Origin of the sequence: Pseudorhodoferax sp. Leaf265 (genome assembly GCF_001422365.1) — a bacterium.
Classification (GTDB): domain Bacteria; phylum Pseudomonadota; class Gammaproteobacteria; order Burkholderiales; family Burkholderiaceae_C; genus Pseudorhodoferax.
Map to the genome: position 1 here is coordinate 452,286 of NZ_LMMT01000012.1, position 25,922 is coordinate 478,207.

Below are 25,922 nucleotides of genomic sequence, written 5' to 3' on the forward strand. Positions count from 1 at the left end.
CCTTCCAGGAGTCTCCATGGCCAGCATCATCTGCGGCTCGCTCGCGTTCGACACCATCATGCGATTTGAGGGGCGGTTCTCCGACCAGATCCTGCCCGACCAGATCCACAACCTGAACGTGTCGTTCCTGGTCCCCAGCCTGCGGCGCGACTTCGGCGGCTGTGCCGGCAACATCGCCTACGCGCTCCAGCAACTCGGTGGCGACCCGCTGCCCATGGCCACGCTGGGCACCGATGGTGCCGACTACCTGCAGCGCCTGAAGGACCTGGGCATCGCCACCGACTACGTGAGCGTGGTGGAGGGCAGCTACACGGCCCAGGCCATGATCATGACGGACAGCGACAACAACCAGATCACGGCCTTCCACCCCGGCGCCATGATGCAGGCGCACCAGACGCGCATCGAGGCGCGCGGCGATGTGAAGCTCGGCATCGTTTCGCCCGACGGGCGAGACGCCATGCTGCAGCACGCCGAGCAGTTCGCCGCTGCCGGCATTCCCTTCGTCTTCGATCCGGGCCAGGGCCTGCCGATGTTCGATGGCGCCGCGCTGCGCCATTTCGTCTCGCTGGCCACCTGGGTCACCGTCAACGACTACGAGGGCAAGATGCTCAGCGACCGCACCGGCCTGGGTTTCGCCGAACTCTCGCGCCAGGTGCAGGGGCTGGTGGTCACGCTGGGCGGCGAGGGCAGCGAGGTCTGGGTCGCGGGCGAGCGCACACTGGTCGCGCCGGTGCGCGTGGACGAACTCGTCGATCCCACGGGCTGCGGCGACGCCTACCGCGGCGCTTTGCTGTTCGGACTGGAGCGTGGCTGGCCGCTGGCGCGTTGCGCTGAGCTGGGCAGCCGCATCGGGGCCTTGAAGATTGCCCAGCGCGGCCCGCAGAACTACAGCGTGGACCGGGCCGCATGGGGTTTGTGAGCGGGCCATGAAATGAAAAAGCCCGGGGCCTTGCGGCACCGGGCTTGGTCGCGCCTTGCAGCGCAACGCTCAGGGCTTGCTGGCCGTCGGGAACGGCCAGGCGGCCTGCGGGTTCAGCGTGGTCTGCGTGGACGCTGCAGGGGCAGCGGCAGCAGGCACAGGGGCCGCTTTCTTTGCAGGTTTCTTGGCAGCAGCCTTCTTGGCGGGGGCGGCCTTGGCGGTCGCCTTCTTGGCCGGAGCGGCCTTCTTGGCAGCAGCCTTCTTGGCGGGAGCAGCGGCCTTCTTCGCCGGAGCAGCAGCCTTCTTGGCGGGAGCGGCCTTCTTGGCGGGCGCAGCCTTCTTGGCCGGAGCGGCCTTCTTGGCGGGCGCAGCCTTCTTCGCCGGTGCTGCCTTCTTCGCAGGTGCGGCCTTCTTCGCCGGTGCCGCCTTCTTGGCGGGCGCTGCCTTCTTCGCCGGTGCGGCCTTCTTCGCCGGTGCCGCCTTCTTGGCCGGTGCGGCCTTCTTCGCAGGCGCAGCCTTCTTGGCCGGTGCAGCCTTCTTCGCCGGAGCAGCAGCCTTCTTGGCCGGAGCGGCCTTCTTTGCCGGAGCAGCGGCCTTCTTCGCCGGGGCGGCCTTCTTAGCGGCCGGTTTCTTCGCAGTTGCCATGGTTTTCTCCTTGATCGGATTACAAAGAGCACTTGCGGCGCGTTGGGGCGCCACAAGCGATGCATGGCGTTGGGGCCAAAAGCCCCAGCGCCATGGATTCAGGACACGTGCACGCCGGCACTCTGTCGGTGCGGTTCGGAGGGCGTGACGTGCGGTGGAACATGTTGTTGTCGGTGTCTCAGTCCCAGGACAGCGCGCCGCCGGACTGGTACTCGATGACGCGCGTCTCGAAGAAGTTGCGTTCCTTCTTCAGGTCGATCATCTCGCTCATCCAGGGGAACGGGTTCTCTTCGTTCGGGAACAGCGGCTCCAGGCCGATCTGCGTGGCGCGCCGGTTGGCGATGTAGCGCAGGTAGCCCTTGAACATGGAGGCGTTCATGCCCAGCACGCCGCGCGGCATGGTGTCCTCGGCGTAGCGGTACTCGAGTGCGACGGCCTTCTCGAACAGCGCCTTGATCTCGGCCTTGAACTCGGGCGTCCACAGGTGTGGGTTCTCGAGCTTGAGCTGGTTGATCAGGTCGATGCCGAAGTTGCAGTGCATGGACTCGTCGCGCAGGATGTACTGGTACTGCTCGGCCGCGCCCGTCATCTTGTTCTGCCGACCCAGCGCCAGGATTTGCGTGAAGCCGACATAGAAGAACAGGCCTTCCATGAGGCAGGCGAAGACGATCAGGCTCTTGAGCAGGGTCTGGTCGTTCTCGGGCGTGCCGGTATGGAAGTTCGGGTCCATGATCGCCTCGATGAAGGGGATCAGGAACTCGTCCTTGTCGCGGATCGACTGCACCTCGTTGTAGGCGTTGAAGATCTCGGACTCATCCAGGCCCAGCGACTCCACGATGTACTGATAGGCGTGCGTGTGGATCGCTTCCTCGAAGGCCTGGCGCAGCAGGAACTGGCGGCACTCGGGCGCCGTGATGTGGCGGTAGGTGCCCAGCACGATGTTGTTGGCGGCCAGCGAGTCGGCCGTCACGAAGAAGCCGAGGTTGCGCTTGACGATGCGGCGCTCGTCCTCGGTCAGACCGTTCGGGTCCTTCCACAGGGCGATGTCGCGGTTCATGTTCACTTCCTGCGGCATCCAGTGGTTGGCGCAGGTGGCGAGGTACTTTTCCCAGGCCCACTTGTACTTGAACGGCACCAGCTGGTTGACGTCGGTCTGGCCGTTGATGATGCGCTTGTCGGCCGCGTTCACGCGGTGTGTGCCGGCACCCGCTGCTGCGGCGGGGCGCGGTGCGGCCACTGGCGGCAGCGCCACATCGGGCAGGCGCGATGCAGTCGCAGGCGCGTTGAAGGAGGAGGTTTGGACCGCGGCCGTTGCGGCGGCGGGGACAGCGTTCACGGAATTGGGAGAGACCGCTGCCTCGCGGTGTCCCGTGGACCCGCTGTGTTGTGTCGATGGCGAGGAGGGCTTGACTTCGTCGTCCCAGGTAAGCATAGATTTTCCAGTGCCGAGATTATGAAAGCGGCGCCCTGAAAAGCAAAGGCTTCACCCGGGCGCCGTGCATGTTTGTTGCTCCAGTGCATCGCAAAACGCGCAGGCGCATGCGATGCAAAGAGGCTGCGCGTCAGCGCTTCATCGCGGTCTTATTGGCAGGCTTCGCAGGTGGGGTCGTCCACACCGCAGAACTTCACATCGGTCGCGGCCGAAGCGGCCAGCGGCGCATTCATCTGCGCGTCCATCTGGGCGCGTGCCTTGGCGGCCGCGGCGTCGAGCGCGCTCATGGCCGGTGCGGCATTCGCACCCGAGGACACGGCGTTCAGACGGCCCGGTGCCACGGTCGATTTCTCGGCGTGCGTGGCGCTGCGCGTGCGCAGGTAGTAGGTGGTCTTGAGGCCACGCGTCCAGGCCAGCTTGTAGGTGTCGTCCAGCTTCTTGCCCGAGGCACCGGCCATGTAGATGTTCAGCGACTGGGCCTGGTCGATCCACTTCTGGCGGCGTGCCGCGGCTTCGACCAGCCAGGCCGGCTCGACCTCGAAGGCCGTGGCGTACAGCGCCTTGATCTCCTGCGGCACGCGGTCGATGGGCTCGAGCGAACCGTCGAAGTGCTTGAGGTCCATGACCATCACGTCGTCCCACAGGTGCAGGCGCTTGAGGTCGGCCACGAGGTAGTGGTTGATGACCGTGAACTCGCCCGACAGGTTGGACTTCACCGACAGGTTGCCGAAGCACGGTTCGATCGACGCGTCGACGCCGATGATGTTGGAGATCGTCGCGGTCGGGGCGATGGCCACGCAGTTGGAGTTGCGCATGCCGTCCTGCTTGATCTTGGCGCGCAGGCTGTCCCAGTCCAGCGTGGCCGAGCGGTCGACTTCCACATAGCCGCCGCGGGCTTGTTCGAGCAGGTTCAGCGAGTCCATCGGCAGGATGCCCTTATCCCACAGCGAGCCCTTGAAGCTGGAGTAGCGGCCGCGTTCGGCTGCCAGCTCGGTCGAGGCCCAGTAGGCGTAGTAGCAGACCGCTTCCATCGAGGTGTCGGCGAACTGCACGGCGGCATCGCTGGCGTAGGGGATGCGCAGTTCGTACAGCGCGTCCTGAAAGCCCATCACGCCCAGGCCCACGGGGCGGTGGCGCAGGTTGGAGTCGCGCGCCTTCTTCACGGCGTAGTAGTTGATGTCGATCACGTTGTCGAGCATGCGCATCGCCGTCGAGATCGTCTTCTTGAGCTTCTCGTGGTCGATGGACTTGCCGTTCGGGCCGTCCTTCAAGTGCTGCAGCAGGTTCACCGAACCCAGATTGCAGACGGCGGTCTCGGTGTCGCTGGTGTTCAGCGTGATCTCGGTGCACAGGTTGGACGAGTGCACCACGCCCACGTGCTGCTGCGGCGAGCGCACGTTGCAGGCGTCCTTGAACGTGATCCAGGGGTGGCCGGTCTCGAACAGCATCGAGAGCATCTTGCGCCACAGGTCGGTGGCGGGGACGGTCTTGCTGGGCTTGATGTCGCCGCGCGCGGCCTTCTCTTCATAGGCCACGTAGGCCTTCTCGAATTCGGTGCCGAAGAGATCATGCAGGTCGGGCACGGACGAAGGGGAGAACAAGGTCCAGTTGCCCTTCTCCATGACACGGCGCATGAACAGGTCCGGAATCCAGTTGGCCGTGTTCATGTCGTGCGTGCGGCGGCGGTCGTCGCCAGTGTTCTTGCGCAGCTCGAGAAACTCCTCGATGTCCAGGTGCCAGCTTTCCAGGTAGGTGCAGACCGCGCCCTTGCGCTTGCCGCCCTGGTTCACGGCCACGGCCGTGTCGTTGACCACCTTGAGGAAGGGCACCACGCCCTGCGATTCGCCGTTCGTGCCCTTGATGTGGCTGCCCAGCGCGCGCACGCGCGTCCAGTCGTTGCCCAGGCCGCCTGCGAACTTGGACAGCAGTGCGTTTTCCTTGATCGACTCGTAGATGCCGTCCAGGTCGTCGGGCACGGTGGTCAGGTAGCACGAGGACAGTTGCGAGCGCAGCGTGCCGCTGTTGAACAGCGTCGGCGTGGAGGACATGAAGTCGAACGAGGACAGCACCTCGTAGAACTCGATGGCGCGCGCCTCACGGTCGATCTCGCCCAGCGCCAGGCCCATGGCCACGCGCATGAAGAAGGCCTGCGGCAGTTCGATGCGGGTCTTCTTGACGTGCAGGAAGTAGCGGTCGTACAGGGTCTGCAGGCCCAGGTAGTCGAACTTCTGGTCGCGCTCGGCCTTCAGGGCCGCGCCCAGCCGGGCCAGGTCGTACTGCTGCAGCTTCTCGTCCAGCAGGTCGTTCTCCACGCCCTTCTTGATGAACTGCGGGAAGTAGTCGGCGTAGGCCGCGCCCATGTCGGCCGGCGCCACTTCGCGGCCCAGGACTTCCTTGACGATGGTGTGCAGCAGCAGGCGGGCCGTGGCGTAGGTGTAGTCCGGATCCTTCTCGATCAGCGTGCGGGCGGCCAGGATGGCGGCCTTGAACACCTCTTCGAGCGGCACGCCGTCGTACAGGTTGCGCATGGTCTCGGCCACGATGGGCTCGGGCTTGACGTCCGCGCCCAGGCCGGCGCAGGCGTCGGCGATCAGTTGCTGCAGGTCGGCCAGGTTCAGCGCCACGCGCTCGCCGCCGTCCAGCACATGCAGCGTCGGGGCTGCGGCCGGTTGCTCCTGCTCGCCCTGGCGGTGGCGTTCCTGCGCACGGCGCTCGCGGTACAGCACGTAGGCGCGTGCGATCTCGTGGTGGCCGCCGCGCATCAGGCCCAATTCGACCTGGTCCTGCACGTCCTCGATGTGGAAGGTGCCGCCGCCCGGGCGCGAGCGCACCAGCGCGCGCGTGACGGCCTGCGTCAGGCTGTCCACGGTCTCGCGCACGCTGGCCGAGGCCGCGCCCTGGGTGCCGTGCACGGCCAGGAAGGCCTTCATCATGGCCACGGCGATCTTGTTCGGCTCGAACGGCACGACGGCGCCGTTGCGGCGGATGATCTGGTAGTGCGCCAGCGCGTTCGGTGCAGTGCTGCCGGCCGTGGTGGCGCGCGCAGCGGCGCCCGTGGGAGACGGTTGCGAGGCGGATGGGAGGTGAGCTGCGGTTTGCATGGCTTCCTTGTGGTGCTGGGTACGGGATCGAAATCTGGCGGTGTGTCGTCACCGCAAACAGGGCCTTGGCGCAGCAGAAAAGCGTTCCGGGCCGGCCCCATATCTAGGGTTCGGCGGCATTCTAGCCACTACAGGTAGCGTGTTGTGCGGCTTTTTGTATGAGGATGCGTGGCACTGCGCCGCAGCGCCAGCAGCGGTGCGCCATGGTCGCGCAAAGATGAGGTTTCATGCGGGATGGCGCCCCATTCCGCCTTGCAGCCGGCATGGTTGCTGGGTCCGGCCCGCCAGGCGCTTTCGCAAGCTGTTCCAGCAACCCGTTTTAGATGGGGGCGGATCCGCGCACTGCAAGTGGAAACCAGTCGGCCGGCCAGCCCGTGCCCTGCTGCAGCGCGGCCCAGTCGAAACCCGGCCCGGGGTCCTGCTTGCGGCCGGGCGCCACATGCTCGTGGCCGGCCACATGGGCGATTGGGTAGCGCTGGGCGAGCGCGGCGCACAGGCTGGCCAGGGTGTCGTACTGGGCCGGCTCGAAGCGCTCGCCCTCCAGGCCCTCGAGCTCGATGCCGATGGAGTCGTCGTTGCACTCGTCGCGGCCGCGCCAGTGCGAGCGGCCGGCATGCCAGGCCCGCGCATCGGCGTCCACGAACTGCCAGAGCTCGCCGCCGCGGCGGATGAAGAAATGCGCCGACACCTGCAGGCCGCGGATCTGCGCGAAGTAGGGGTGGGCGTCCCAGTCGAGCCGGTTGTCGAACAGGGCCAGGACCTCGTCGCCGCCGTACTGGCCGGGCGGCAGGCTGATGGAGTGCAGCACCACCAGATCGATGCGCGCACCGACCGGGCGCGGCCCGAAGTTGGGCGAGGGCTGGTGCCGCGCGAAGCGGTACCAGCCGCCCTGCCACAGTGCGTCACTCGTCATGGGGTTCGTTGTCCTGCGGCGTGGCGATGTTGAGCCGCGCGATGCGGTAGCGGATCTGCCGCAGCGACAGCCCCAGCCGCGCCGCCGCGGCGGTGCGGTTGAAGCCGGTCTCGTGCAGCACGCGCACGAGGATGGCGCGCTCCTGCCGGTCCAAATAGGCCTGCAGGTCGCTGGGCGTGGCCTCGTCGCCTGCCGGCAGTGGTGCCAGTGCCTGGCTGCCGCTGTCGGGGAAATCGGCGCTGAGTTCATCGCCCTCGCTCATGGCCACGGCACGGTGCAGCAGGTTCTCGAGCTCGCGCACGTTGCCGGCCAGCGGATGCTGCTGCAGCTCGGCCAGCAGCGCGCCGGAAGGCGGCGGCACCCGCATCCCGGATTCGTGCGCGATGCGGCCCAGCAGGGCCGTGCACAGCGCAGGCAGGTCGTCGCGGCGCTCGCGCAGCGGCGGCACCACGATCTCGATCACGTTCAGGCGGTAGTAGAGGTCCTGGCGGAAGCGGCCGGCCTTGACCTCGGCCGCCAGGTCCTTGTGGGTGGCGCTGACGATGCGCACGTCGACCGTGTCCTCCTGGGTAGAGCCCAGCGGCCGAACGCTGCGCTCCTGGATCGCGCGCAGCAGCTTGGACTGCATGGCCAGCGGCAGGTCGCCGATCTCGTCCAGGAACAGCGTGCCGCCGCGCGCGGCCTGGAAGTAGCCCAGCCTGTCGGTCATCGCGCCGGTGTAGGAGCCCTTCTTGGCGCCGAAGAATTCGGCCTCGAGCAGGTTCTCGGGAATGGCGCCACAGTTCACGGCGACGAGCGGCGCGGCGGCGCGGTGGCTGGCGGCGTGCAGGGCCTGGGCCACGAGTTCCTTGCCGGTGCCCGATTCGCCGCGCACCAGCACCGGTGCCATGCTGCGCGCCACCTTCAGGATGCGCTGCTTGACCAGGCGCATGGGCTCGGACTCGCCGACCAGCCGGTCCAGCGCGGGTGCCGCATGGGCCGCGCCATCGGGCTGGGCGCTGCGCGCAACCGGGCGCGGCACCACCGCATCGTGCTCCTGCAGGGCCGAGGCCACCACGGCGCGGAACTGCTTGAGGTCCACCGGCTTGGTCAGGTAGTCGAAGGCGCCGGCCTTGAGCGCTTCCACGGCGTTCTCGGCCGAGCCGTAGGCCGTGATGACGATGCAGCGCTCGGCGCGCTGCTGCGCGCGCAGCTCCTGCAGCAGCGTGAGGCCCAGGCCATCGGGCAGCCGCATGTCGGTGATGACGGCACGGAAGCGCTGCTCCTGCAGCGCTGCCTGCGCTTCGGCCAGGGTGCCGGCGGTCTCCACGCGGTGGCCCTCGCGCAGCAGCGTGAGCTCGTACAGCGTGCGCAGGTCGGGCTCGTCGTCCACCACCAGGACGCTGGCAGGTTGCGCGGAAGGGGCTTGCGTGTGCGGTGGCATGGCTCAATGGGCGGGCGGGGTGCGCTCTGCGGGCTTCGGGGGACGGAACTGCACGGAGAACTCGTTGCCCTGGACGCTGGCGCCGCCCCGCTGCCGCGCGCTGCGCTGGTAGCCGATGCTGGCGCGGTGGCGCTCACAGAGTTCGCGGCAAATGTACAGCCCCAGTCCGCTGGAGCGGCTCTCCGAGGAGAAGAATGGCTCGAACAGGTGGCGTTCGACCGATTCCTCCAGGGGCGCGCCATCGCTCCAGACCTGCAGGCTGGATTGGCGATCGGCCGACAGCCGCGTCGTCACCTGGATCGCTGCCGGCCGCTCGCTGGCATAGCGCAGCGCGTTGTCCAGCAGGTTGACCAGCACGCGGCGCAGGTGCTCGCTGTCGAAGTCCACCGGCAGGCCCTGGGTGGCCAGGTCCAGTTGCACGCGGCGGCGTTGCGGCGCGCGCTGCGCCCAGTCGGCGCAGATGTCCTGCACGCTGGCATCCAGCAGCAGGCTGGGCGGTGCCGTGCGGCCGGCCTCGGGCACGCGGGCCACATCCAGCACCTCGTCGACGATCTTGGACAGGCGCTGTGCGTTGTGCTGGATCATCTGGGTGAGCTGGCGCTGGCCGGGTGCCTGCAGCTCCTCGTCCAGCAACGCATTGGCCTGGACGATGGCGGCCAGCGGGTTGCGGATTTCATGCGCGACGGCGGCGGACATGCGGCCCATGGCCGCCATCTTCTCGGTGCGCGTGCGCGCCTCGGCCTCGCGCAGGTCGTGCAGGAACATCACGCACAGCCGCTCGTGGGCGCGGCCCGGGGCCTCGGTCATGCGGGTGTGCACGCGCAGGCGCCGGGCGCCGCGGCTGGTGCTGCGCAGCGTCAGGTCGGCCGCCTGCGGCGTGGCTTGCTCGAACGTGGCGCGCGCCAGTTCCAGCAGCGGCGCCCAACTGGGCTGCGCGTCCAGCGCAGGCCGCAGGCCCGCCGGGTCCAGGCCCAGCAGCGCCCGCGCCGCCGGGTTCGCAGTGCGCATGCGGGTGTGCGTGTCCACCACCACGACGCCGTCGGTCTGCGTTTCCATCACGAGCTGGTTCACCTGGGCCTGCAGCCGGGCGGCGTGCAGGCCGGCGAGCGCGAGCTGCTCCTCGCGCATGAGCCGGGCCGCCAACTGGTTGGCCAGGAAGGCCACCAGCAGGTAGCCCAGGCCGGCCAGCCCGGCCTGCAGGGAGCGCCCTGTGCTTTCGGCCATGCCGTGCGCGGAGGCCCACCAGGTCTCCAACAGCAGCAGCAAGGTGATGGCCAGCGCCATGCCGATGGCCATGGGCCGCGTGCCCAGCACCGCCGTCAGCAGCACCGGCACGCCCAGCAAGGGCGTGTAGCTGATGGTGCCGGACTGGAACAGCTGCAGCAGCGCGATGACCAGCACATCCATGCCCACCGTCAGCAGCCAGGTCGGCTCCAGCGCATGGCGCGGCAGGCGCGGCCGCGCCAGCAGCCGCGTCGCCAGCGCACTGGCCAGGTACAGCGCGCACATGGCCAGCACCCAGGCCGGCACGGTGCCCGTCAGCGCGTACTGCGTGGCCTGCAGCAGCAGCAGGGCCAGTGCGATCGTGACGCGCGCCGTCATGAAACCGTACCAGGCACGTGTCATGGCCAGGTCGCCGACCGGCGGCAGGACCGCGGTGCGCGGGTCGAAGTCGGACGGTGGCCAGGCGTCGTCGAGGGCGGTCATGCCGTCTCCCCCGTCACGTCTCAGCCCTCGATCTGGCGCCGGTGCTCTTTGCTGCAGTACACGCCGCGCGGACTGCGCTCGGCGTCGGCCAGCGGCAGGTGCAGGCCGCAGGCAGCGCAACGCACCATCTCGGCCGGCAGTGCGTTGCGGGCACGCGGCTTGGCCGGCGGTGGCGCCGGCCGGCGCGAGCGCCACAGCCAGACGCCGAAGGCCACCACCAGCAGGACAATCAGGAACTTCATGCGGCTCCCCGGCCGATCAACACTTCGAGCACGAAACGCGAGCCCACATAGGCCAGCAGCAGCAGCACGGCACCCGCATAGAGCACGCGCACGGCGGTGCGGCCACGCCAGCCGAAGCGCGCGCGGCCGACCAGCAGCACCGCGAAGGTGAGCCAGGACAGCAGCGAAAACACCGTCTTGTGGTCCCAGCGCCAGTGGCCGGCGCCCGCGCCGTAGAGCGACTCGCCGAAGAGCCAGCCGGCCGCCAGCGTGGCCGTCAGCAGCACGAAGCCGGCCTGCACGAAGCGAAAGGTCAGCCGCTCCAGCGTCAACAGCGGCACGCCGCTGAACGAGGGGCCGGCGTCGCGCATGGCGCGCTCGCTGCGGCGCATCAGCCAGGCGTGCAGCACGGCCGCCGCGAACAGGCCATAGCAGGCGATGCCCAGGGCCCAGTGCAGCGGCAGCCAGGGCGAGGCGTTCTCGTGCAGGGGCGTGCCCGGGAACACCAGGGCCATCAGCACCGCCACGGCGCCGAAACCGGCCAGCGCCCAGTGCGCACGCAGTTGCGGGAACACATGGCTTTCCACGGCGTAGACCGTGAGCACCAGCCAGGCCGTGACCGACAGCGCGGGCGCGAAGCCGAAGCGCGGCGTGGCCGTGAACCACAGGCCCCAGCACAGCAGCAGCGCATGCAGCACCCAGGCCGGCAACAGCGCGTGACGGCTGCGCTCGGGCTGCAGGCGCGAGGCGACCGCCGCCGGAACCGCATAGGCCGCGGCGGCGGCGGCCGACAGCAACACGGTGGCCATGGAGGCGCTCGCTAAAATCATGGGCTCAGTTTACCGGCACGCCTTCCGGGCGCCGGCCGCTTCTCCCTTCCCCCAACTGCGCTCCTTGTGCTGGAGCAAAGGACCTCCATGGCGTCCGCTCTCACCGAAAAACTCTCGCGTCTGGTCAAGGAGATCCGCGGCCAGGCCCGCATCACCGAAGCCAACGTCACCGACATGCTGCGCGAGGTGCGCATGGCGCTGCTGGAGGCCGACGTGGCCCTGCCCGTGGTGCGCGACTTCATCGCCCGCGTGAAGGAAAAGGCCCTCGGCCAGGAGGTGCTGGGATCGCTGTCGCCGGGCCAGGCCCTGGTCGGCATCGTCAACCGCGAGCTGGCCGCCACCATGGGCCAGGGTCTGCCGGGCGCAGAGCTCAACCTGGCGGCCCAGCCGCCCGCGGTGGTGCTGATGGCCGGCCTGCAGGGCACCGGCAAGACCACCACCACGGCCAAGTTGGCCAAGTTGCTGACCGAGCGGCGCAAGAAGAAGGTGCTGACGGTGTCGGCCGACGTCTACCGCCCGGCCGCCATCGAGCAGCTCAAGACCGTCACCAAACAGGCCGGCGCCGAATGGTTCCCGAGCACGGGCGAGCAAAAGCCCGTGGACATCGCGCGCGCCGCGCTGGACCACGCCAAACGCCACTACTTCGATGTGCTGCTGGTCGACACGGCCGGCCGCCTGGCCGTGGACGAGGCGCTGATGCAGGAGATCCGCGAACTGCACGCCGCGCTGAACCCGGTGGAGACACTGTTCGTCGTCGACGCCATGCAGGGCCAGGATGCAATGAACGTGGCCAAGGCCTTCGGCGAGGCGCTGCCGCTCACCGGCATCGTGCTGACCAAGACCGACGGCGACTCGCGCGGCGGTGCCGCGCTGTCGGCCCGCCATGTCACGGGCGTGCCGATCAAGTTCGCCGGTACCAGCGAGAAGATCGATGGGCTGGAGGTGTTCGACGCCGAGCGCCATGCCGGCCGTGTGCTGGGCATGGGCGACATCGTGGCCCTGGTCGAGCAGGTCACGGCCAACGTGGACATGGCGGCGGCGCAGAAGCTGGCGGCCAAGGTCAAGAGCGGCGAGGGCTTCGACCTCAACGACTTCCTGGCCCAGATCCAGCAGATGAACCAGATGGGCGGCCTGTCCAGCCTGATGGACAAGCTGCCCACGCAGATGTCGGCCAAGGCCGGCCAGGTCGACATGGACCGCGCCGAGCGCGAGATCCGCCGCAAGCAGGGCATCATCCACAGCATGACGGCGCTGGAGCGCAGGAAGCCCGACCTCATCAAGGCCACGCGCAAGCGCCGCATCGCCGCCGGTGCCGGCGTTCAGGTGCAGGAGGTCAACCGCCTGCTCAATGAGTTCGGCCAGATGCAGGAGATGATGAAGAAGATGAAGGGCGGCGGCCTCATGAAGATGATGAAGCGCATGGGCGGCATGAAGGGCCTCATGGGCGGCGGGGGCGGCATGCCCAAGCTGCCGTTCTGAGGCGCGCCCAAGCCGCCAGGCCCGCGGCGCGCCAGCGCCGCGGGCCTTTTTCATGGTGTGCTCAAGCCTGGCGCCGGGCGCGCCAGCCCAGGGCCGCCAGGCCGGCCAGCATCAGCGCCATGCCCGAGGGCTCGGGCACCTCGTTGGCCAGCGTGTAGTTGGCCAGCGTGGCCAGTTGCTCGGCGCTCAGGCCCTCCAGGCGCGGCGCGTCCAGCAGGGCCAGGCCGGTGGCTTGGGCCAGGGCCACGTCGTCGGCGCCCGGGCCGTTCTCGTCGCTGGCGAGGTAGGCGAAGTTCAGCAGGCTCAGGACCTCGCCGGGCGCGATGCTGACCGAGAAGCTGACGTTGTAGCGGTCCGGGCTGATCGAGGCCATGCCCAGGCCGTTGTTGCCCGAGACCAGTGCCAGCACCGGGTCGCTGCCGCAGTGGCCGGTCCAGTCGTCCTCGCAGCTGACGACCAGGCCGTTCTGGTTGTAATGGACGAGTTCGTCGCCGTCCGAACCCAGGTTGCCGAAGAAGTTCAGCGTGGTGGTGATGACCTGGCTGGAGGTGTTGGCGAAGCTGTCGAAGAAGCGGAAGACATTGCCGCTCAGCAGCTCGACCTGGCGCGTCTGCGTGAGGCCGGCCGTGCCGCTGTTGTAGAAGCCGAACGCGTCGAAGGCGCCGTTGCCGCCGTCGACGACCCAGCCCAGGGCCGCGTTGCCCGGCGAGGTGGTGCCGCCCGGGCCGGCGTAGCTGCTGCCGTAGCCGCTGCCGTTGAAGATGCTGGCGGTGGCCTGCAGGGGTGCGGCGTGCGCGCCGGTGCCGACCAGCAGGGCTGCAGCCGCAGCCATGGCGATGCGAGAGAACATGCGAAAACTCCAGAACGAAAAAAGGGCGGGCAGCCCGCCCGCGGGCCGCCTCCGGGGATGAAGCGCGGGGATCAGCTGCGGCGGGCCGTCAGCCACTGCGTCGCCGGCAGCGGCCGGCCGACCAGGCGGATCTCGCCGATCCAGCCGTAGTAGCCGTCCGTGAGCACGGTGTCCCACCAGCCGGCGCCGACGATCCAGGGGTTGTTCACGCTCAGCGAGCGCGTGCCCGTCTCCGCGTTGGCGATGTTGCGCAGCACCGGCGCGCCGTCCACGTACATCGTGGTCGTGCGCGTGGCCGGGTCGTTGACGATGGCCACGTGGTACCAGGTGTTGCGGATCAGCTCACCGGACCAGGCCGTCTGCGGGTACTGCGCGTTGCTGGCGGGCACGATCTCCCACTGCACCTCGCGCAGGCTGGAGACGGCGAACAGCACGCTGGAGGCTTCCGGGTCGCCACCGCGGAAGCCGCCCGGCACGTTGCCGCGCCGGCCCACGCGGCCGAGCAGGTTGGCCCAGCGGTGCTTGTTCGCGTCCCAGTCCGCCGGCAGCTTGATGAAGGCCTCGATGGTGTAGCCGTTCCAGAAGCTGCGGTTGTTGATGGACGCGCCGACCTGGGTCAGGAAGGCGTTCAGGCGGTCCACGGTCTTGTCGGAGTTGAGGAAGCGCACGCTGCCGGGGGCCGACGACAGGTAGTGCCTGTCGGTGGACCAGACCACATCGCCCAGCTGCGCGGCGCCGGTGGGTGCGGCACGGTACATGTGCTGGCCCACGTGCTGGCCGCTGGTGGTGATGTTGGGCAGGGCCTCGCCCACGCGCACCACCTGGCCCTCGGCGATGCCGGCCGGCGCGCGCCAATGCGCATAGTTGTCCTCGCCGGTGATCAGCGGGAAGTCGTTGGCGTCGGCCGGTGGACGCTGCACCGTGGGCTGGGGTTCCACGTAGCCCGCGAGGAACTCGCTGCGCACGCGCGGCAGGATGGGCGTGCCGGTGGTGGCCAGCAGCGGCCGCCAGCGCAGGAAACCCGCGAAGCGCTTCTTGAAGTTGATGGGGATCGTGAAGCGCTGGTTGGCCGCGGTCAGCTCGGCGAAGTCGAACTGCGTCAGCGTGTTGGCGGGCTTGCCGACGACCCAGGGCGAGAACGACATCACGTCGATCTTGTTGGCGCTGAAGTCCACCTCGTACAGGCGCATCATGGCGTTGCCGCCCTGGTAGTCCATCTGGTAGTCCACCACCATCTGGTGCACCTCGTTGCCGAAGTTGTTGAACTTCTTGAGGTAGGCCGCGCCGTGGTGGTGGCCGTTCAGCGTCATGAAGATCTGGTCGTTGTCGCAGATCAGCCTGTCCCACAGCATCTTGCCGTAGTCGGTCTCGGCCGGCGTGACGCCGTCGGCCGCGATGTTGAGCAACTGGTGGTTGGACAGGATGACCGGCAGCGTGGGGTTGCGGCGCATCACGTCGCGGGCCCAGGCGATGGCGGCGTCGGAGACGCGCCAGGACAGGGACAGCACCATGAACTGCACGCCATGCGCGCTGAACACGTGGCATTCGTTGAAGCCCGAGCTGTCGCGCTCGCGGAAGCTGCTCTGGCGGGCGGCGCGGTTCGTCGGGAACCACTGCAGGTAGGGCTCGGCCGCCAGGTTGCGCTGGGCATCGGTGCCGAAGCCCTGGTCGCTCGGGCCGTGGTAGTCGTAGTCGGCCAGCACGTCGTGGTTGCCGGCCAGGATGGAATAGGGGACGCTGGCATTTTCCAGCTGCCGCATCGCCTCGTCGGCCACGCGCCACTGGTTGGGTTTGCCGACCTGGTCGACCACGTCGCCCAGGTGGATCACGAACGGGATGTTGTAGGTGCCCGCGTTGTTGGCGATCCAGCGGGTCTGCGCGGCATAGGGTGTGGAGCCGTAGCGGTTCTGGAACTGCTGGCCCTCGTCGGTCGTCGCGTAGCGCGAATAGAACTGCGTGTCGGGCAGCACGGCGATCGCGAAGCTCGTGACGGCCGCCTGCGCCGCCTGCGCGGCCTGCAGGAAGCCACCGCCCACCGCCATGGCGGACAGGCCGGCAGCGCCGCGCAGCATGCTGCGGCGGTCGCTGGCGAAGGGGTGCGTTGGTGTTGTCGCGACGTCCTGTTCGGTGGCGTCGCGTGGTTCTTGGGTCATTGCACTGGAGCGGTTGTGGGCGCTTGCCCGGAGCCGCGCAGTGTCGACAGTGCGCACGACAAGGCCGTGACACGGCATGACGCTGCCATGGCATGCGGAGCTGCGGTGGCGGCTGCTGTCCGCACAAGTGCGGACGCCGCTGCGGCTCAGGCGCGCAAGGCAATCCAGGCGGTCCAGAACAGGCTGGAGAAGAAGCGCTCGGCCCGCATGAAGCCCGCCGCTTCCAGCAGCTGCAGCGAGGCCGCTTCCGTGGCCGGCGGGTCGGCGCCCTGCAGGATCTTGGCGAGCTTGGCCTGCACCTCGTCCGGTCCGGCGCCGGCCATGCGCCAGCGTTCGGCCCAGGCCTTGAGCAGCAGCGGCCGGCTCGCGTAGGCGTGGCTGTTGCCCGCCAGGACCAGCGGCGCGCCCGCGGGCAGGCGTTCCGCGATGGTCCGCAGGAGGGCGTGCTTGGCCGCATCGCCACCCTGGTGGTGCAGCACGCCGATCAGCGTGGCGGCGTCGAAGGTCCGTGCAGGTGCCAGGTCCTGCACGGTGCCGCACACGGCCTCGGTCCGGTCCGCCAGGCCGAGCGAGCGCAGCCTGTCCATGGCCTGGTCCAGCATCTGCGGCGACGGGTCGACGGCCGTGAAGCGCCAGTGCGGCTGCAGGCGCGCCAGGCACTGGATCTCCTGCGCCGTGCCGCCCGCGCCCACCACCAGCACCGTGCGTGGGGCGGTGCCGCCCGGCTCCACCGCCGCGCTGAGCAGGCAGGCGGCGAGTTCGTGGCAGGCCTCGTAGCCGGCCAGCGCGATGCGGCTCTGGCGTTCGTACTCGGCGGCGCGTTCGGCGTCGAATTTGGCGGCGGCGTCTGGCATGGTTTCTCCTGCCCGCCAGCATAGGCGCGTGGGGTGCGCCGCGGTGTCTGCGATGGCGAGGCCGGCGCTCGCGCCGTGCGCAGGCCGCGCCGCCTATAGCGCCGCGGCTTCCTGCTCCAGCTGCGCCAGCCGGTGTGCCAGCCGGCCCACGAAGTTCTGCGTGAGCTGCGGCAGCGCGCGCTGGGCCGGCACCACGATGCCGACCTGCAGCTGGTTCAGCACCGGCAGCGCGAACGGCCGCCAGACCAGTTCGCCGCGGCGCAGCTCGTCCAGCAGCGCGATCTTGGAGAAGGTCGTGATGCCCTTGCCGGCCATCACCAGCCGCTTGACCAGCGGTGTGGAATTGCAGGTGGCGACCGGCTCCATGGCCTCCCAGAAGGCGGTGTATTCGGCCGACAGCGTGGGGCCGAACACCGGCTGGGCGCCCGAGCGGATGAAGGGATGGCGCGCGCAGTCGCGCAGCGCCACGCGCGCGTGGCTGGCCAGCGGGTGGCCCGGCGGCATCACCACGCCCAAAGGCAGGTGCGCCAGGCTCACGGCCACCGCGCCGGCCGGCAGCCGCGTGACGAAGCTCAGCCCGACGTCGACCTGGCCCGAGGCCACGAGCTGCGGCACCTCCATGGGCTGGGTCGAGACGATGGTGTAGGTGGCCGCGGGGAACAGCTGCGAGAACGCCTCGACCGCGGCGGGCAGCAGGTTCTCGAAGCATGAGTCCATGGCCGCCAGCTGGATGTGGCCGCTGCGCTCGCCACGCAGCGCGTCGAGTTCGGTGCGCAGCACCTGGTAGCCGTGCAGCGTTTCCTGCGCGTGGCGCAGCAGCCGCTCGCCGGCGGGGTTCAGCCGCATGCCGCCGGGCAGGCGGTCGAACAGCTCCGTGCCCAGCTCCTGCTCCAGGTTCAGGATCTGGCGGTTGACGGCACTGGCCGCCACATGCAGCCGCTCCGATGCCTTGCGCACCGAGCCGCTGCGGGCCACCTCGATGAAGTAGGTGAGGACGCTGGCGTGCATGGCCCTTCAGGCGCTCAGCGCGGCGGCACGCCGGCCGACCATTCGGGCCATTGGCTGACGATGTGGTCGACCACGCGCTCGCCCACGCGTGCGATGTTCTCCACCGTCTCGGCGAAGCCCCCCGCGGTCTCGCCGGGCGCAGGGTCCAGGTGCTGCAGCGTGGTCTCGCGCGGGTTGCCCTGGTCGAAGTTGACGGCGCCGCGCAGGCTCATGATGCGGTCCGTGCCATGGGTGCGCTTGATGACCAGCGTGATGGCCGCGGCTTCCATCTCGGTGATGACGTAGTCGTCCGCTCCGTAGAGCTTGGCGATGTACTGGGCCTGCGCCGACATGCCCGGGCCGTGGAAGAAGGTGTCGCCCGTCATGTGCGTGCCCTGGCCCACGCTCGGGGCCTGGCGCGCGCGCGGCTCGGGGTAGCGCAGCCGGTAGGCGCGCGCGCTGTCGGAGTCCAACAGCTGCGTCTTGGCCGACAGCTGCATGGCCCAGGCCAGCAGCGCGGGGTTGAGCTGAAAGCGCCGGTATTCCTCGTAGCCCTTGCGCGGCATGAAGGTCGGCGCACCCGGCGTGTTCTCCTCGGGCGCCCAGCGGTGGCCCAGGTCGTAGTCCACCAGCCAGCTGCCCCAGGACACGTCGCCGATGGTGCCGCGCGCAGGCGGCGTGCCGGCCACGCCCGTGATCAGGTAGTAGGCCTGGGAGAAGTCGAAGGCCGGGTTCAGCAGGATGGCCTGCATCGAGGCCGAGGAGTTGACCTTGCCCATGCCCAGCACGGCGCCGCAGACGCCGTCGCTGTTGCAGTAGACGGGCGCGATGGCGCCCGGCACGCGGATGGGTGTGGCGTTCCTCCAGTAGCGCTCGTACCAGTGCTGGAACTCGCCGGCGCGGTCGCCTGTGTTCTGGCCGATCTCGAACATCGCGGCGATGAAGACCTTCACGCGCACAGGTTCGGTTGCCCGTGCGCTGGCCGGCGCGACGCTGGCCGATGGCGAGGACGGGGAGGGGCCTGTGGCACAGCCGGCCAGCAGTGCGGCGGCGGCCAGCCAGGCCAGGATGGAGCGCGGGGCACGCAGGAGGTGCATGGGAATCGCCTTGTGATGGTGGGAATGGGGCCGCATCGTAGGCAAACAGGGTGCTGCTCTCAAGCGCTGATTTTCGCGCTGGGCGTGCGCAAAAAGCGCACAGGCTGCAAAAACAAAAACGCCCCTCGGCGAGGGGCGTTTTGGGGAGGGCGACCGGTCAGGCGGCCAGGGCCAGGGGCTGCTGGCGCAGCGGCAGCTTGGCGTGCATCCAGGCGCGGCGCAGCACGGCGGGCGACCAGCTTTCTTCCGGGATCAGCAGCCAGCGCTGGCGGCGCATGGCGGCGCCCAGGTCGCTGCGACTGGTCAGCACGCTGGCGGGGATGGCCAGCAGCAGCGGCAGGCCCACCGGGATCAGCCAGACCAGCGCGCTCGGGTCGATCAGCGCGATGCCGACGGCCAGCAGGGCGATGATGCCGCTCATGGGGGCCAGGCTGCGGGCCGCATCGCGCCAGCGCAGGGCTTCGGCGTCCCGCGGGGGCGACTTCCATTCCAGCTTCACGCCGGTCAGCGCGACCAACACGAACAGCGAGTGGGCCAGCATGCGCACCGGCGATTGCAGCATGGCCAGCACGCTTTCCAGCGCAGCGCTCTTGACCAGGCCGGCGGTGCCGCCGTAGCGGCGTTGCTCGCCCTGGATCAGCACGGCGGCGATGCCCAAGAGGCGCGGCAGGAACAGCACGGCCAGGGTCCAGATCCACAGGCCGATCAGCTCGGCGGGGATGGCGGACAGCGCATGGCTCACGCTGGCCAGGCCGGTGGCCTGGGCATGGCCGGACAGCCACAGCGTGGTGCCCAGCGTCATGAAGGCCAGCCACAGCGGCGCCGACAGGTAGGACATGGTGCCCGTGATGAACATGGCGCGGTGCACACCGGCGATGCCGGGCTCGGCCATCAGGCGGGCGTTCTGCAGGTTGCCCTGGCACCAGCGGCGGTCACGCTGCAGTTCGGACAGCAGGTCCGGCGGTTGCTGCTCGTAGCTGCCGACCAGGTCGGACACCAGCCAGACATGGAAACCGGCGCGGCGCATCAGCGCGGCTTCGACGAAGTCGTGCGACATGATGCCGCCGGACAGGCCGCCCGTGCCCTTGATCGGGGCCAGCGCGCAGTGCTCCATGAAGGGCTTGACGCGGATGATGGCGTTGTGGCCCCAGTAGTGGGACTCGCCCAGCTGCCAGTACTGCATGCCCAGCGTGAACAAACGGCCGGTCATGCGCGAGGCGAACTGCTGCGCACGGGCGTGCAGGGTCTGGTGGCCGATGGACTGGGTGGCGGTCTGGATGATGCCGGCGCGGGGGTGCGCTTGCATGAGCTTGACCATGGAGGTCAGGCAGTCGCCGCTCATGACGCTATCGGCGTCCAGCACCACCATGTACTTGTAGTCCTTGCCCCAGCGGCGGCAGAAGTCGGCCACGTTGCCGGCCTTGCGGTGCGTGCGGCGGGTGCGCAGGCGGTAGTAGACCTCGATGGACGGGCCGCCGTTGGACTCCTGGGCCAGCACGGCGCGCAGGTCTTCCCAGGCGGCGCGTTCGGCGCGGCGCTTCTCGGGGTCGTTGCTGTCGGACAGCACGAACACGTCGAAGGCACGGCCGTGGCCCGTGGCCAGCACCGATTCGCAGGTGGCGCGCAGGCCGGCGAACACCGTGGCCACGTCCTCGTTGCAGATCGGCATGATGATCGCCGTGCGCTCGTCGGCGCCGGTGGGCATCGCGTGGTCGCGCACTTCCTTGGCCGACAGCGCGTGCTTGTCGCCGCGCAGCACGACGAAGAAGCCCATCAGCGCCGTGCCGAAGCCCGACACGATCCAGGCCGACAGCAGCGCAAACAGCGACAGCTGGCCGACTTCGAGCAGCACGCTGTCGTAGTCGGGCTGCATGCTGGCGAACAGGCCGGTGGCCAGTGCGGTGGTCAGCAGCACGATCAGCATCAGCGCCATGCGGCGGCGGCTGGCAGCCTGCTGCCAGGCTTCCGGTGCGGGCGCGGCGACCTTGGCGGCGGCCGGGCCCATGCCCGGGATGGACATCAGCAGCGCCGTGCCCAGGCTGTTCCAGAAGCCGCGCCAGGGACGGGGCGTCATGGAGCCGCGGTTCACGGGCGGTGCGGTGACGGAATTGGGATGGCGCTCGGCGCGCAGCGGGCTGCGCTGTTTGTCCCAGGCACGACCGACGATTTGCCGGCCGACGCGGGCGACGTTGGGTTGTTCCATGGTGTTCTCGCGGTGAGAGGAGGAGGAAGAGACAGAGCTCATATGCCTCTCTCACTGCAATCCCCATGCCAACGCTAGAACACCTTATGAATCAACGGCTTGGACGGGTTTGTCGGGGTTTCCACGGGTTCGTTCGGGAAACGGCCCCCAAAACCCCGGTTTTTGTCGCCGAACAGCGACAGGTCGCGGTCGCTGTGTGGTGATATCGAGGAAAAACAAGGACTTAGCCTTGTCGCGGTTCGGCGACGGTCTCGCCGGAAGCCGCAGATTCTCCTTTGAACAACCCCGGCGTGAGCTCGTGCTTCTGCATCAGCCGGTAGAACTCGGTCCGGTTGCGGTCGGCCAGCCGGGCCGCGTCGGCGGCGTTGCCGTCGGTCAGCTTCAAGAGGTTGATCAGGTACTCGCGCTCGAACTTGCGCTTGGCCTCGGCATAGGGCAGCACCTCGATGGCCGGCTGGCGCAGCGCGCGCTGCACCAGGGCCAGCGGCACCAGCGGCGTGGTCGACAGCGCGCAGACCTGCTCGACCACGTTGTGCAGCTGGCGCACGTTGCCGGGCCAGGCTGCGGTGGTCAGCGCCTTGAGCGCTTCAGGGGCGAAGCCCGACAGGCGCTTGCTGTACTTGGTCGCCAGCGTCTGCAGGAAGTGCTGGGCCAGGAGCGCGATGTCCTCGCGCCGTTCACCCAACGGCGGCAGCGTGAGCGTGACCACGTTGAGCCGGTAGTACAGGTCCTCGCGGAACTCCTTGGCGGCCATGGCCACCTCCAGATCGCGGTGCGTGGCCGACAGGATGCGCACGTCCACCGGGATCGACTGGCTGGAGCCCAGCGGCCGTACCGCCCGCTCCTGCAGCACGCGCAGCAGCTTGACCTGCAGCGCCAGCGGCATGTCGCCGATTTCGTCGAGCAGCAGCGTGCCGCCGTCGGCGGTCTGGAACAGGCCCTTGTGGTTGGTCACGGCGTCGGTGAAGGCACCGCGCATGTGGCCGAACAGTTCGGACTCCAGCAGTGCCTCGGGGATGGCACCGCAGTTCACGGCCACGAAAGGCTTCTTGGCGCGGCTGCTGGCCTTGTGGATGGCACGCGCCAGCAGCTCCTTGCCGGTGCCGCTGTCGCCCAGCATCAGCACGCTGGCGTCGGACTGGGCCACCATCTTGGCCTCGGCCAGCACCTCGGCCATGCGGGCCGAGCGGCTGACGATCTCGTCGCGCCAGCTCTCGTCGTGCCCGCCCTTGGGCACGACGGCGGCCGTGGGCGCCGACAGCGACAGCGCCTGGGCGATCTTGTCGAGCAGGGCCTTGCCGTCGAAGGGCTTGGTCAGGTAGGTGAACACGCCGCGCGCCGTGGCCTCCACGGCGTCGGGGATGGTGCCGTGCGCGGTCAGCAGGATCACGGGCAGGGCCGGATGCCGCGCGCGCACGAGGTCGAACAGCGCCAGGCCGTCGCGGCCGGGCAGCTGCACGTCGGACAGCACCAGCTGCGGCTGCTCGATGTCGAGCTGGTTCAGCGCGGCCTCGGCCGAGCCCACGGCCGTGACGCGGTAGCCGGCGGCCGTGAGGCGCATGGACAGGAGGCGCAGCATGTCCGCGTCGTCGTCGACGACGAGGATGTTGGTGCGTGCGGATTCGGTGGCGGGCATGTCAGGGCTGGCCTGGCGGCGGGCGGTGGCCACCGTTGGGCGGCGGGCGCGAGGTCAGGCTGCGCTCGATGGCGCGCACGGCCTCCAGCCGCTCGGTCAACTGGTCGATGCGGCGCTGCTGCTCGCGCAGCTGCTGCGCCTGGCGGTCCAGGGCATCTTCCACACGGCGCTGTTCGGCATAGCGCGCCACCAGCATGCCGGCCAGCGGGTACAGGCCGCGCGCTTCCTCGCGCGGGTTGCCGAGCACGCGCTGGGCCAGGCCCTGGGCGCGCACGAGGTCGGCCGGCACGCGGGTCTGCGCCAGTGTGATCGCCAGCTGCAGCTCCTCGGCCGGCTGGCGCTGCGCCTCGGGGATGTCCGACAGCCGCGTGACCTCCTGCGCGAGTTCGCTGGGGGCCATGCGGCGCACACGGTCGGCATACACGAGCAAGGCCTGGGCCACGGTGCTGCTGTCCGTGCGCACACCGCCGGGCTGGCCGCCCTGCACGGGCAGCGGCACGGCCGATTCGACCGGCGGCACGGCGGGCGGCGGCGGCACCGGAGCCACCGCGGGCGGCGGTGGCGGCGGGGCGGGCGGCGGCGCGGGTGGCGGGGCCACGCAGCCGGCCAGCAGCGCAGCGGCCAGCGCACACAGCAAGGATGAGGACGCGCGGGCCGCGCGTGGTTCAGGACACATGGGGTAGTTCGATGCGGAAATGGGCGCCGGCCGGGCCGGGCAGGAGCGCCATCTTGCCACCATGGGCCGCGATGTACTCGTGAACGATGGAAAGACCGATGCCCGTTCCTTTCACGGCGCCCTCGGGCTGGCGCTGGCCGCGGAAGAAGGGCTCGAAGATGCGGTCGCGGTCGGGTTCGGCCACGCCGGGGCCTTCGTCCTGCACGTCGATCTGCACGAGTTGCTCGTGCTGCTGCAGCTGGATCAGGATGCGGCCGCGGACCGGCGAGAAACGGATCGCGTTGGACAGCAGGTTGGCCAGCACCGTGCCGATCTTCTCGGCGTCCACCCGCGTCGTGAGGCTCTCGCCCTCGACCTGCACCGTGAGTTGGTTGGCGCGCCACTGCAGGCGCTGGGCGTCGACCTGGGCCTCGATGAGTTCCAGCAGGTCCACGCGCTCGCGCTTGAGCTGGCGTGCCTCGAAGGCCGCGGCGTTGAAGCGCAGCAGCGCCTCGATCTGGCTTTGCAGCTGCACCGTGTTCTGGCGCAGGATGCCGGCCACCTCGCGCTGGTTGTCGTTGAGTTCGCCGGCCACGCCTTCCTCGAGCAGCGAGACGCCCTCGCGCAGCGCGGCCAGCGGCGTCTTGAGCTCGTGCGAGATGTGGCGCAGGAAACGCGCCTTGTCGGCATCGAGTTCGGACAGCCGCAGCCGCAGCCAGTCCAGCTGCTGGCCGATGCGGTGCACGTCGGATGGGCCCTGGATCTCGATGGCCTGGTCCAGCCGGTTCTCGCCCAGGCCCACGATGGCGCGCTCCACGCGCTTGAGCGGGCGTGCCAGCCACAGGCCCAGCGCGATGGCCAGCAGCACGGCCAGCACCACCATGCCGATCACCTGCTGCGTGATCTGCCTGCGGCTGGCGTCCAGTTCGGCGTTGAGCGCCTGGCGGCGCTGCTCGATGGCGGCCTGCATCTGCTGCGCCAGCGTGACGTTGAGCACGTCGAGCTCGCGGAACTCGGCCGCCACGGCGCGCTCGCGGTCCAGCGCGGTTTCGGCCGGGCCGTCCATGAGCTGCTCGATCTTGCCCATCTGGCCGCGCCAGCGCGCGGCCAGCGCCGGCGGCAGGTCGGCCGGCTGCAGGCCCGTCACCAGGCCCTGGGCCTCGCGCGCGCTGTCGGCGAAGCGCCGGCGCAGCAGCGCGTCGTTCAAGATCAGCGACTGGCGCGCGGCGCGCTCGGCCGTGGCGCTGCGCTCGCTGAGCGTCTGTGCCACGCCGTTGAGCTGCAGCGTGCGGGCCGAGAAGCCCAGGCTGCGCTGCATCAGGATGTCGAACGTGAACACCGCGCGCACCGCCACGCCGCCCAGCAGCGCGGCGATCAGCAGGAAGGCCAGCAGCAGCAGCTGGCGGAAGGACAAGCGCGGGCGCGTCACGCGGCCGGCGCGGTCTCGCGCGTGCAGACCTCGCCGCGCAGCGAGTAGGACATGGCCTCGGTCACGCGCACGTCCACCATCTGGCCGACCAGGCGCTCGGAGCCCGGGAAGTTGACGACGCGGTTGCACTCGGTGCGGCCCATCAGTTCGGGCTGGCCGGCATGGCTGCGCTTGGACGGGCCTTCCACGAGGATGGTCTGCACCGTGCCCACGCGGCGCGCGGCGATGGCACGCACGTTGGCGTCGACCACGCCCTGCAGGTGCTGCAGGCGCTTCAACTTGACCGCGTGCGGCGTGTCGTCGTGCAGGTTGGCAGCCGGCGTGCCGGGGCGCGGGCTGAAGATGAACGAGAAGCTGTTGTCGAAGCCGATATCGTCGATGAGCTTCATCATCTTGCCGAAGTCTTCCTCGGTCTCGCCCGGGAAGCCGACGATGAAGTCGCTGCTCATGGCCATGGCGGGCCGGATCGCGCGCAGCTTGCGCACGGTGGACTTGTATTCCATGGCCGTGTAGCCGCGCTTCATGGCCATCAGGATGCGGTCCGAGCCATGCTGCACGGGCAGGTGCAGGTGGCTCACGAGCTTGGGCACGCGCGCGTAGGCCTCGATCAGGCGCGGCGTGAACTCGTTCGGGTGGCTGGTGGTGTAGCGGATGCGGGCGATGCCGGGGATCTCGGCCACGGTCTCGACCAGCAGGGCGAAGTCGGCGATCTCCGTGGTGTCGCCCATGCGGCCGCGGTAGGCGTTGACGTTCTGGCCCAGGAGCGTGACCTCGCGCACGCCCTGGTCGGCCAGGCCGGCGATCTCCACCAGCACGTCCTCGAACGGGCGCGAGACCTCTTCGCCGCGCGTGTAGGGCACGACGCAGTAGCTGCAGTACTTGGAGCAGCCCTCCATGATGGAGACGAAGGCGGTGGCGCCTTCCACGCGCGCGGGCGGCAGGTGGTCGAACTTCTCGATCTCGGGGAAGCTGATGTCCACCTGGGGCTGGTCCTGGCGGCGGCGCTGGGCCAGCAGCTCGGGCAGGCGGTGCAAGGTCTGCGGGCCGAACACCACATCGACGAAGGGCGCCCGCGCGATGATGGCCTCGCCCTCCTGGCTGGCCACGCAGCCGCCCACGCCGATCTGCACACCCTTCTTCTTCAGGTGCTTGACGCGGCCCAGGTCGGAGAAGACCTTCTCCTGCGCCTTCTCGCGCACCGAGCAGGTGTTGAACAGGATCAGATCGGCCTCGTCCACATCCTGCGTGGGCTCGTAGCCCTCGGCGGCATGCAGCACGTCGGCCATCTTGTCCGAGTCGTACTCGTTCATCTGGCAGCCGAAGGTTTTGATGAAGACTTTTTTCGTCATGGCGTTCTCGCGGGGAAATGGCAGACAGGCGGCTGGCGG

Annotated in this window: 20 protein-coding genes; 2 read left to right on the top strand and 18 right to left on the bottom strand. The window is 69.3% G+C overall.

Going from position 1 to position 25,922, the window contains the following annotated elements:
• Window positions 1–16: 16 nt before the first annotated feature.
• Window positions 17–919 (top strand): carbohydrate kinase family protein, encoded by a 903-nt coding sequence (locus tag ASF45_RS13975; RefSeq protein ID WP_056663104.1) that lies wholly within the window; start codon window positions 17–19, stop codon window positions 917–919.
• Window positions 920–988: 69 nt separating this feature from the next.
• On the opposite strand, the gene ASF45_RS13980 is transcribed toward ASF45_RS13975, so the two are convergent.
• From ASF45_RS13980 to ASF45_RS14015, 8 genes are all read right to left on the bottom strand, one after another.
• Window positions 989–1,564 carry a hypothetical protein gene (locus ASF45_RS13980; RefSeq protein WP_056663109.1) on the bottom strand — a complete coding sequence of 192 codons (576 nt, stop codon included), beginning with the start codon at window positions 1,562–1,564 and terminating at the stop codon, window positions 989–991.
• 178 nt (window positions 1,565–1,742) lie between these two features.
• Window positions 1,743–2,996, bottom strand: a complete 1,254-nt coding sequence (locus ASF45_RS13985) for a ribonucleotide-diphosphate reductase subunit beta (protein ID WP_082550997.1) — start codon at window positions 2,994–2,996, stop codon at window positions 1,743–1,745.
• A gap of 149 nt (window positions 2,997–3,145) precedes the next feature.
• The gene (locus ASF45_RS13990; RefSeq protein WP_056663115.1) at window positions 3,146–6,097 is read right to left on the bottom strand and encodes a ribonucleoside-diphosphate reductase subunit alpha; all 2,952 of its coding nucleotides are present in this window, start codon (window positions 6,095–6,097) and stop codon (window positions 3,146–3,148) included.
• Window positions 6,098–6,416: 319 nt separating this feature from the next.
• Window positions 6,417–7,010, bottom strand: coding sequence for a 1,6-anhydro-N-acetylmuramyl-L-alanine amidase AmpD (gene ampD, locus ASF45_RS13995; protein WP_056663118.1), 594 nt, complete (start codon window positions 7,008–7,010; stop codon window positions 6,417–6,419).
• A complete protein-coding gene (locus ASF45_RS14000) occupies window positions 7,000–8,433 on the bottom strand; it encodes a sigma-54 dependent transcriptional regulator (protein WP_056663121.1) in 1,434 nt (477 codons plus the stop codon). Before ASF45_RS14000 ends, ampD begins: the two co-directional genes overlap by 11 nt.
• Before the next feature lie 3 nt (window positions 8,434–8,436).
• Window positions 8,437–10,140 carry a PAS domain-containing sensor histidine kinase gene (locus ASF45_RS14005; RefSeq protein WP_056663124.1) on the bottom strand — a complete coding sequence of 568 codons (1,704 nt, stop codon included), beginning with the start codon at window positions 10,138–10,140 and terminating at the stop codon, window positions 8,437–8,439.
• A gap of 20 nt (window positions 10,141–10,160) precedes the next feature.
• Window positions 10,161–10,382, bottom strand: a complete 222-nt coding sequence (locus tag ASF45_RS14010; RefSeq protein ID WP_056663128.1) for a PP0621 family protein — start codon at window positions 10,380–10,382, stop codon at window positions 10,161–10,163.
• Entirely contained in the window at window positions 10,379–11,191 is an 813-nt protein-coding gene (locus tag ASF45_RS14015; RefSeq protein ID WP_056663129.1) for an inner membrane protein YpjD, read from the bottom strand. The genes ASF45_RS14010 and ASF45_RS14015 overlap by 4 nt, the downstream gene beginning before the upstream one ends.
• An 87-nt stretch (window positions 11,192–11,278) precedes the next feature.
• Between ASF45_RS14015 and ffh the strand changes: the two genes are divergently transcribed.
• The gene (gene ffh, locus ASF45_RS14020; protein ID WP_056663131.1) at window positions 11,279–12,670 is read left to right on the top strand and encodes a signal recognition particle protein; all 1,392 of its coding nucleotides are present in this window, start codon (window positions 11,279–11,281) and stop codon (window positions 12,668–12,670) included.
• 61 nt (window positions 12,671–12,731) lie between these two features.
• Here the strand turns inward: ffh and ASF45_RS14025 are convergent, their stop codons facing one another.
• The 10 genes from ASF45_RS14025 to miaB all read right to left on the bottom strand — a co-directional run bounded on the left by ASF45_RS14025 (window position 12,732) and on the right by miaB (window position 25,883).
• The gene (locus tag ASF45_RS14025) at window positions 12,732–13,520 is read right to left on the bottom strand and encodes a PEP-CTERM sorting domain-containing protein (RefSeq protein WP_056663133.1); all 789 of its coding nucleotides are present in this window, start codon (window positions 13,518–13,520) and stop codon (window positions 12,732–12,734) included.
• Window positions 13,521–13,591: 71 nt separating this feature from the next.
• Window positions 13,592–15,673: a LamG-like jellyroll fold domain-containing protein gene (locus ASF45_RS14030; protein WP_056663135.1), complete on the bottom strand. Its 2,082-nt coding sequence runs from the start codon at window positions 15,671–15,673 to the stop codon at window positions 13,592–13,594.
• A gap of 146 nt (window positions 15,674–15,819) precedes the next feature.
• Window positions 15,820–16,527, bottom strand: coding sequence for a trans-aconitate 2-methyltransferase (locus tag ASF45_RS14035; RefSeq protein WP_056663137.1), 708 nt, complete (start codon window positions 16,525–16,527; stop codon window positions 15,820–15,822).
• Between the two features lie 93 nt (window positions 16,528–16,620).
• On the bottom strand, window positions 16,621–17,535 hold the full coding sequence (locus ASF45_RS14040) for a LysR family transcriptional regulator (protein ID WP_056663139.1): 915 nt from the start codon (window positions 17,533–17,535) through the stop codon (window positions 16,621–16,623).
• A 14-nt stretch (window positions 17,536–17,549) separates the two neighbouring features.
• The gene (locus ASF45_RS14045; protein WP_056663141.1) at window positions 17,550–18,611 is read right to left on the bottom strand and encodes a purine nucleoside permease; all 1,062 of its coding nucleotides are present in this window, start codon (window positions 18,609–18,611) and stop codon (window positions 17,550–17,552) included.
• A gap of 157 nt (window positions 18,612–18,768) precedes the next feature.
• A complete protein-coding gene (gene mdoH / locus ASF45_RS14050; protein WP_156472981.1) occupies window positions 18,769–20,814 on the bottom strand; it encodes a glucans biosynthesis glucosyltransferase MdoH in 2,046 nt (681 codons plus the stop codon).
• A 223-nt stretch (window positions 20,815–21,037) separates the two neighbouring features.
• Complete coding sequence (locus tag ASF45_RS14055) at window positions 21,038–22,450, bottom strand: sigma 54-interacting transcriptional regulator (RefSeq protein WP_056663355.1); 1,413 nt, start codon at window positions 22,448–22,450, stop codon at window positions 21,038–21,040.
• A 1-nt stretch (window position 22,451) separates the two neighbouring features.
• The gene (locus ASF45_RS14060; protein WP_063887662.1) at window positions 22,452–23,126 is read right to left on the bottom strand and encodes a hypothetical protein; all 675 of its coding nucleotides are present in this window, start codon (window positions 23,124–23,126) and stop codon (window positions 22,452–22,454) included.
• Window positions 23,116–24,534 carry an ATP-binding protein gene (locus ASF45_RS14065; RefSeq protein WP_235580908.1) on the bottom strand — a complete coding sequence of 473 codons (1,419 nt, stop codon included), beginning with the start codon at window positions 24,532–24,534 and terminating at the stop codon, window positions 23,116–23,118. The genes ASF45_RS14060 and ASF45_RS14065 overlap by 11 nt, the downstream gene beginning before the upstream one ends.
• Window positions 24,531–25,883, bottom strand: coding sequence for a tRNA (N6-isopentenyl adenosine(37)-C2)-methylthiotransferase MiaB (gene miaB, locus ASF45_RS14070; protein ID WP_056663147.1), 1,353 nt, complete (start codon window positions 25,881–25,883; stop codon window positions 24,531–24,533). Before miaB ends, ASF45_RS14065 begins: the two co-directional genes overlap by 4 nt.
• Between the last annotated feature and the right edge of the window lie 39 nt (window positions 25,884–25,922).

Coding starts and splice junctions, on each gene's coding strand:
- ASF45_RS13975 (WP_056663104.1), top strand. CDS start 17: ATGGCCAGCATCATCTGCGGCTCGCTCGCGTTCGACACCATCATGCGA.
- ASF45_RS13980 (WP_056663109.1), bottom strand. CDS start 1,564: ATGGCAACTGCGAAGAAACCGGCCGCTAAGAAGGCCGCCCCGGCGAAG.
- ASF45_RS13985 (WP_082550997.1), bottom strand. CDS start 2,996: ATGCTTACCTGGGACGACGAAGTCAAGCCCTCCTCGCCATCGACACAA.
- ASF45_RS13990 (WP_056663115.1), bottom strand. CDS start 6,097: ATGCAAACCGCAGCTCACCTCCCATCCGCCTCGCAACCGTCTCCCACG.
- ampD (WP_056663118.1), bottom strand. CDS start 7,010: ATGACGAGTGACGCACTGTGGCAGGGCGGCTGGTACCGCTTCGCGCGG.
- ASF45_RS14000 (WP_056663121.1), bottom strand. CDS start 8,433: ATGCCACCGCACACGCAAGCCCCTTCCGCGCAACCTGCCAGCGTCCTG.
- ASF45_RS14005 (WP_056663124.1), bottom strand. CDS start 10,140: ATGACCGCCCTCGACGACGCCTGGCCACCGTCCGACTTCGACCCGCGC.
- ASF45_RS14010 (WP_056663128.1), bottom strand. CDS start 10,382: ATGAAGTTCCTGATTGTCCTGCTGGTGGTGGCCTTCGGCGTCTGGCTG.
- ASF45_RS14015 (WP_056663129.1), bottom strand. CDS start 11,191: ATGATTTTAGCGAGCGCCTCCATGGCCACCGTGTTGCTGTCGGCCGCC.
- ffh (WP_056663131.1), top strand. CDS start 11,279: ATGGCGTCCGCTCTCACCGAAAAACTCTCGCGTCTGGTCAAGGAGATC.
- ASF45_RS14025 (WP_056663133.1), bottom strand. CDS start 13,520: ATGTTCTCTCGCATCGCCATGGCTGCGGCTGCAGCCCTGCTGGTCGGC.
- ASF45_RS14030 (WP_056663135.1), bottom strand. CDS start 15,673: ATGACCCAAGAACCACGCGACGCCACCGAACAGGACGTCGCGACAACA.
- ASF45_RS14035 (WP_056663137.1), bottom strand. CDS start 16,527: ATGCCAGACGCCGCCGCCAAATTCGACGCCGAACGCGCCGCCGAGTAC.
- ASF45_RS14040 (WP_056663139.1), bottom strand. CDS start 17,535: ATGCACGCCAGCGTCCTCACCTACTTCATCGAGGTGGCCCGCAGCGGC.
- ASF45_RS14045 (WP_056663141.1), bottom strand. CDS start 18,611: ATGCACCTCCTGCGTGCCCCGCGCTCCATCCTGGCCTGGCTGGCCGCC.
- mdoH (WP_156472981.1), bottom strand. CDS start 20,814: ATGGAACAACCCAACGTCGCCCGCGTCGGCCGGCAAATCGTCGGTCGT.
- ASF45_RS14055 (WP_056663355.1), bottom strand. CDS start 22,450: ATGCCCGCCACCGAATCCGCACGCACCAACATCCTCGTCGTCGACGAC.
- ASF45_RS14060 (WP_063887662.1), bottom strand. CDS start 23,126: ATGTGTCCTGAACCACGCGCGGCCCGCGCGTCCTCATCCTTGCTGTGT.
- miaB (WP_056663147.1), bottom strand. CDS start 25,883: ATGACGAAAAAAGTCTTCATCAAAACCTTCGGCTGCCAGATGAACGAG.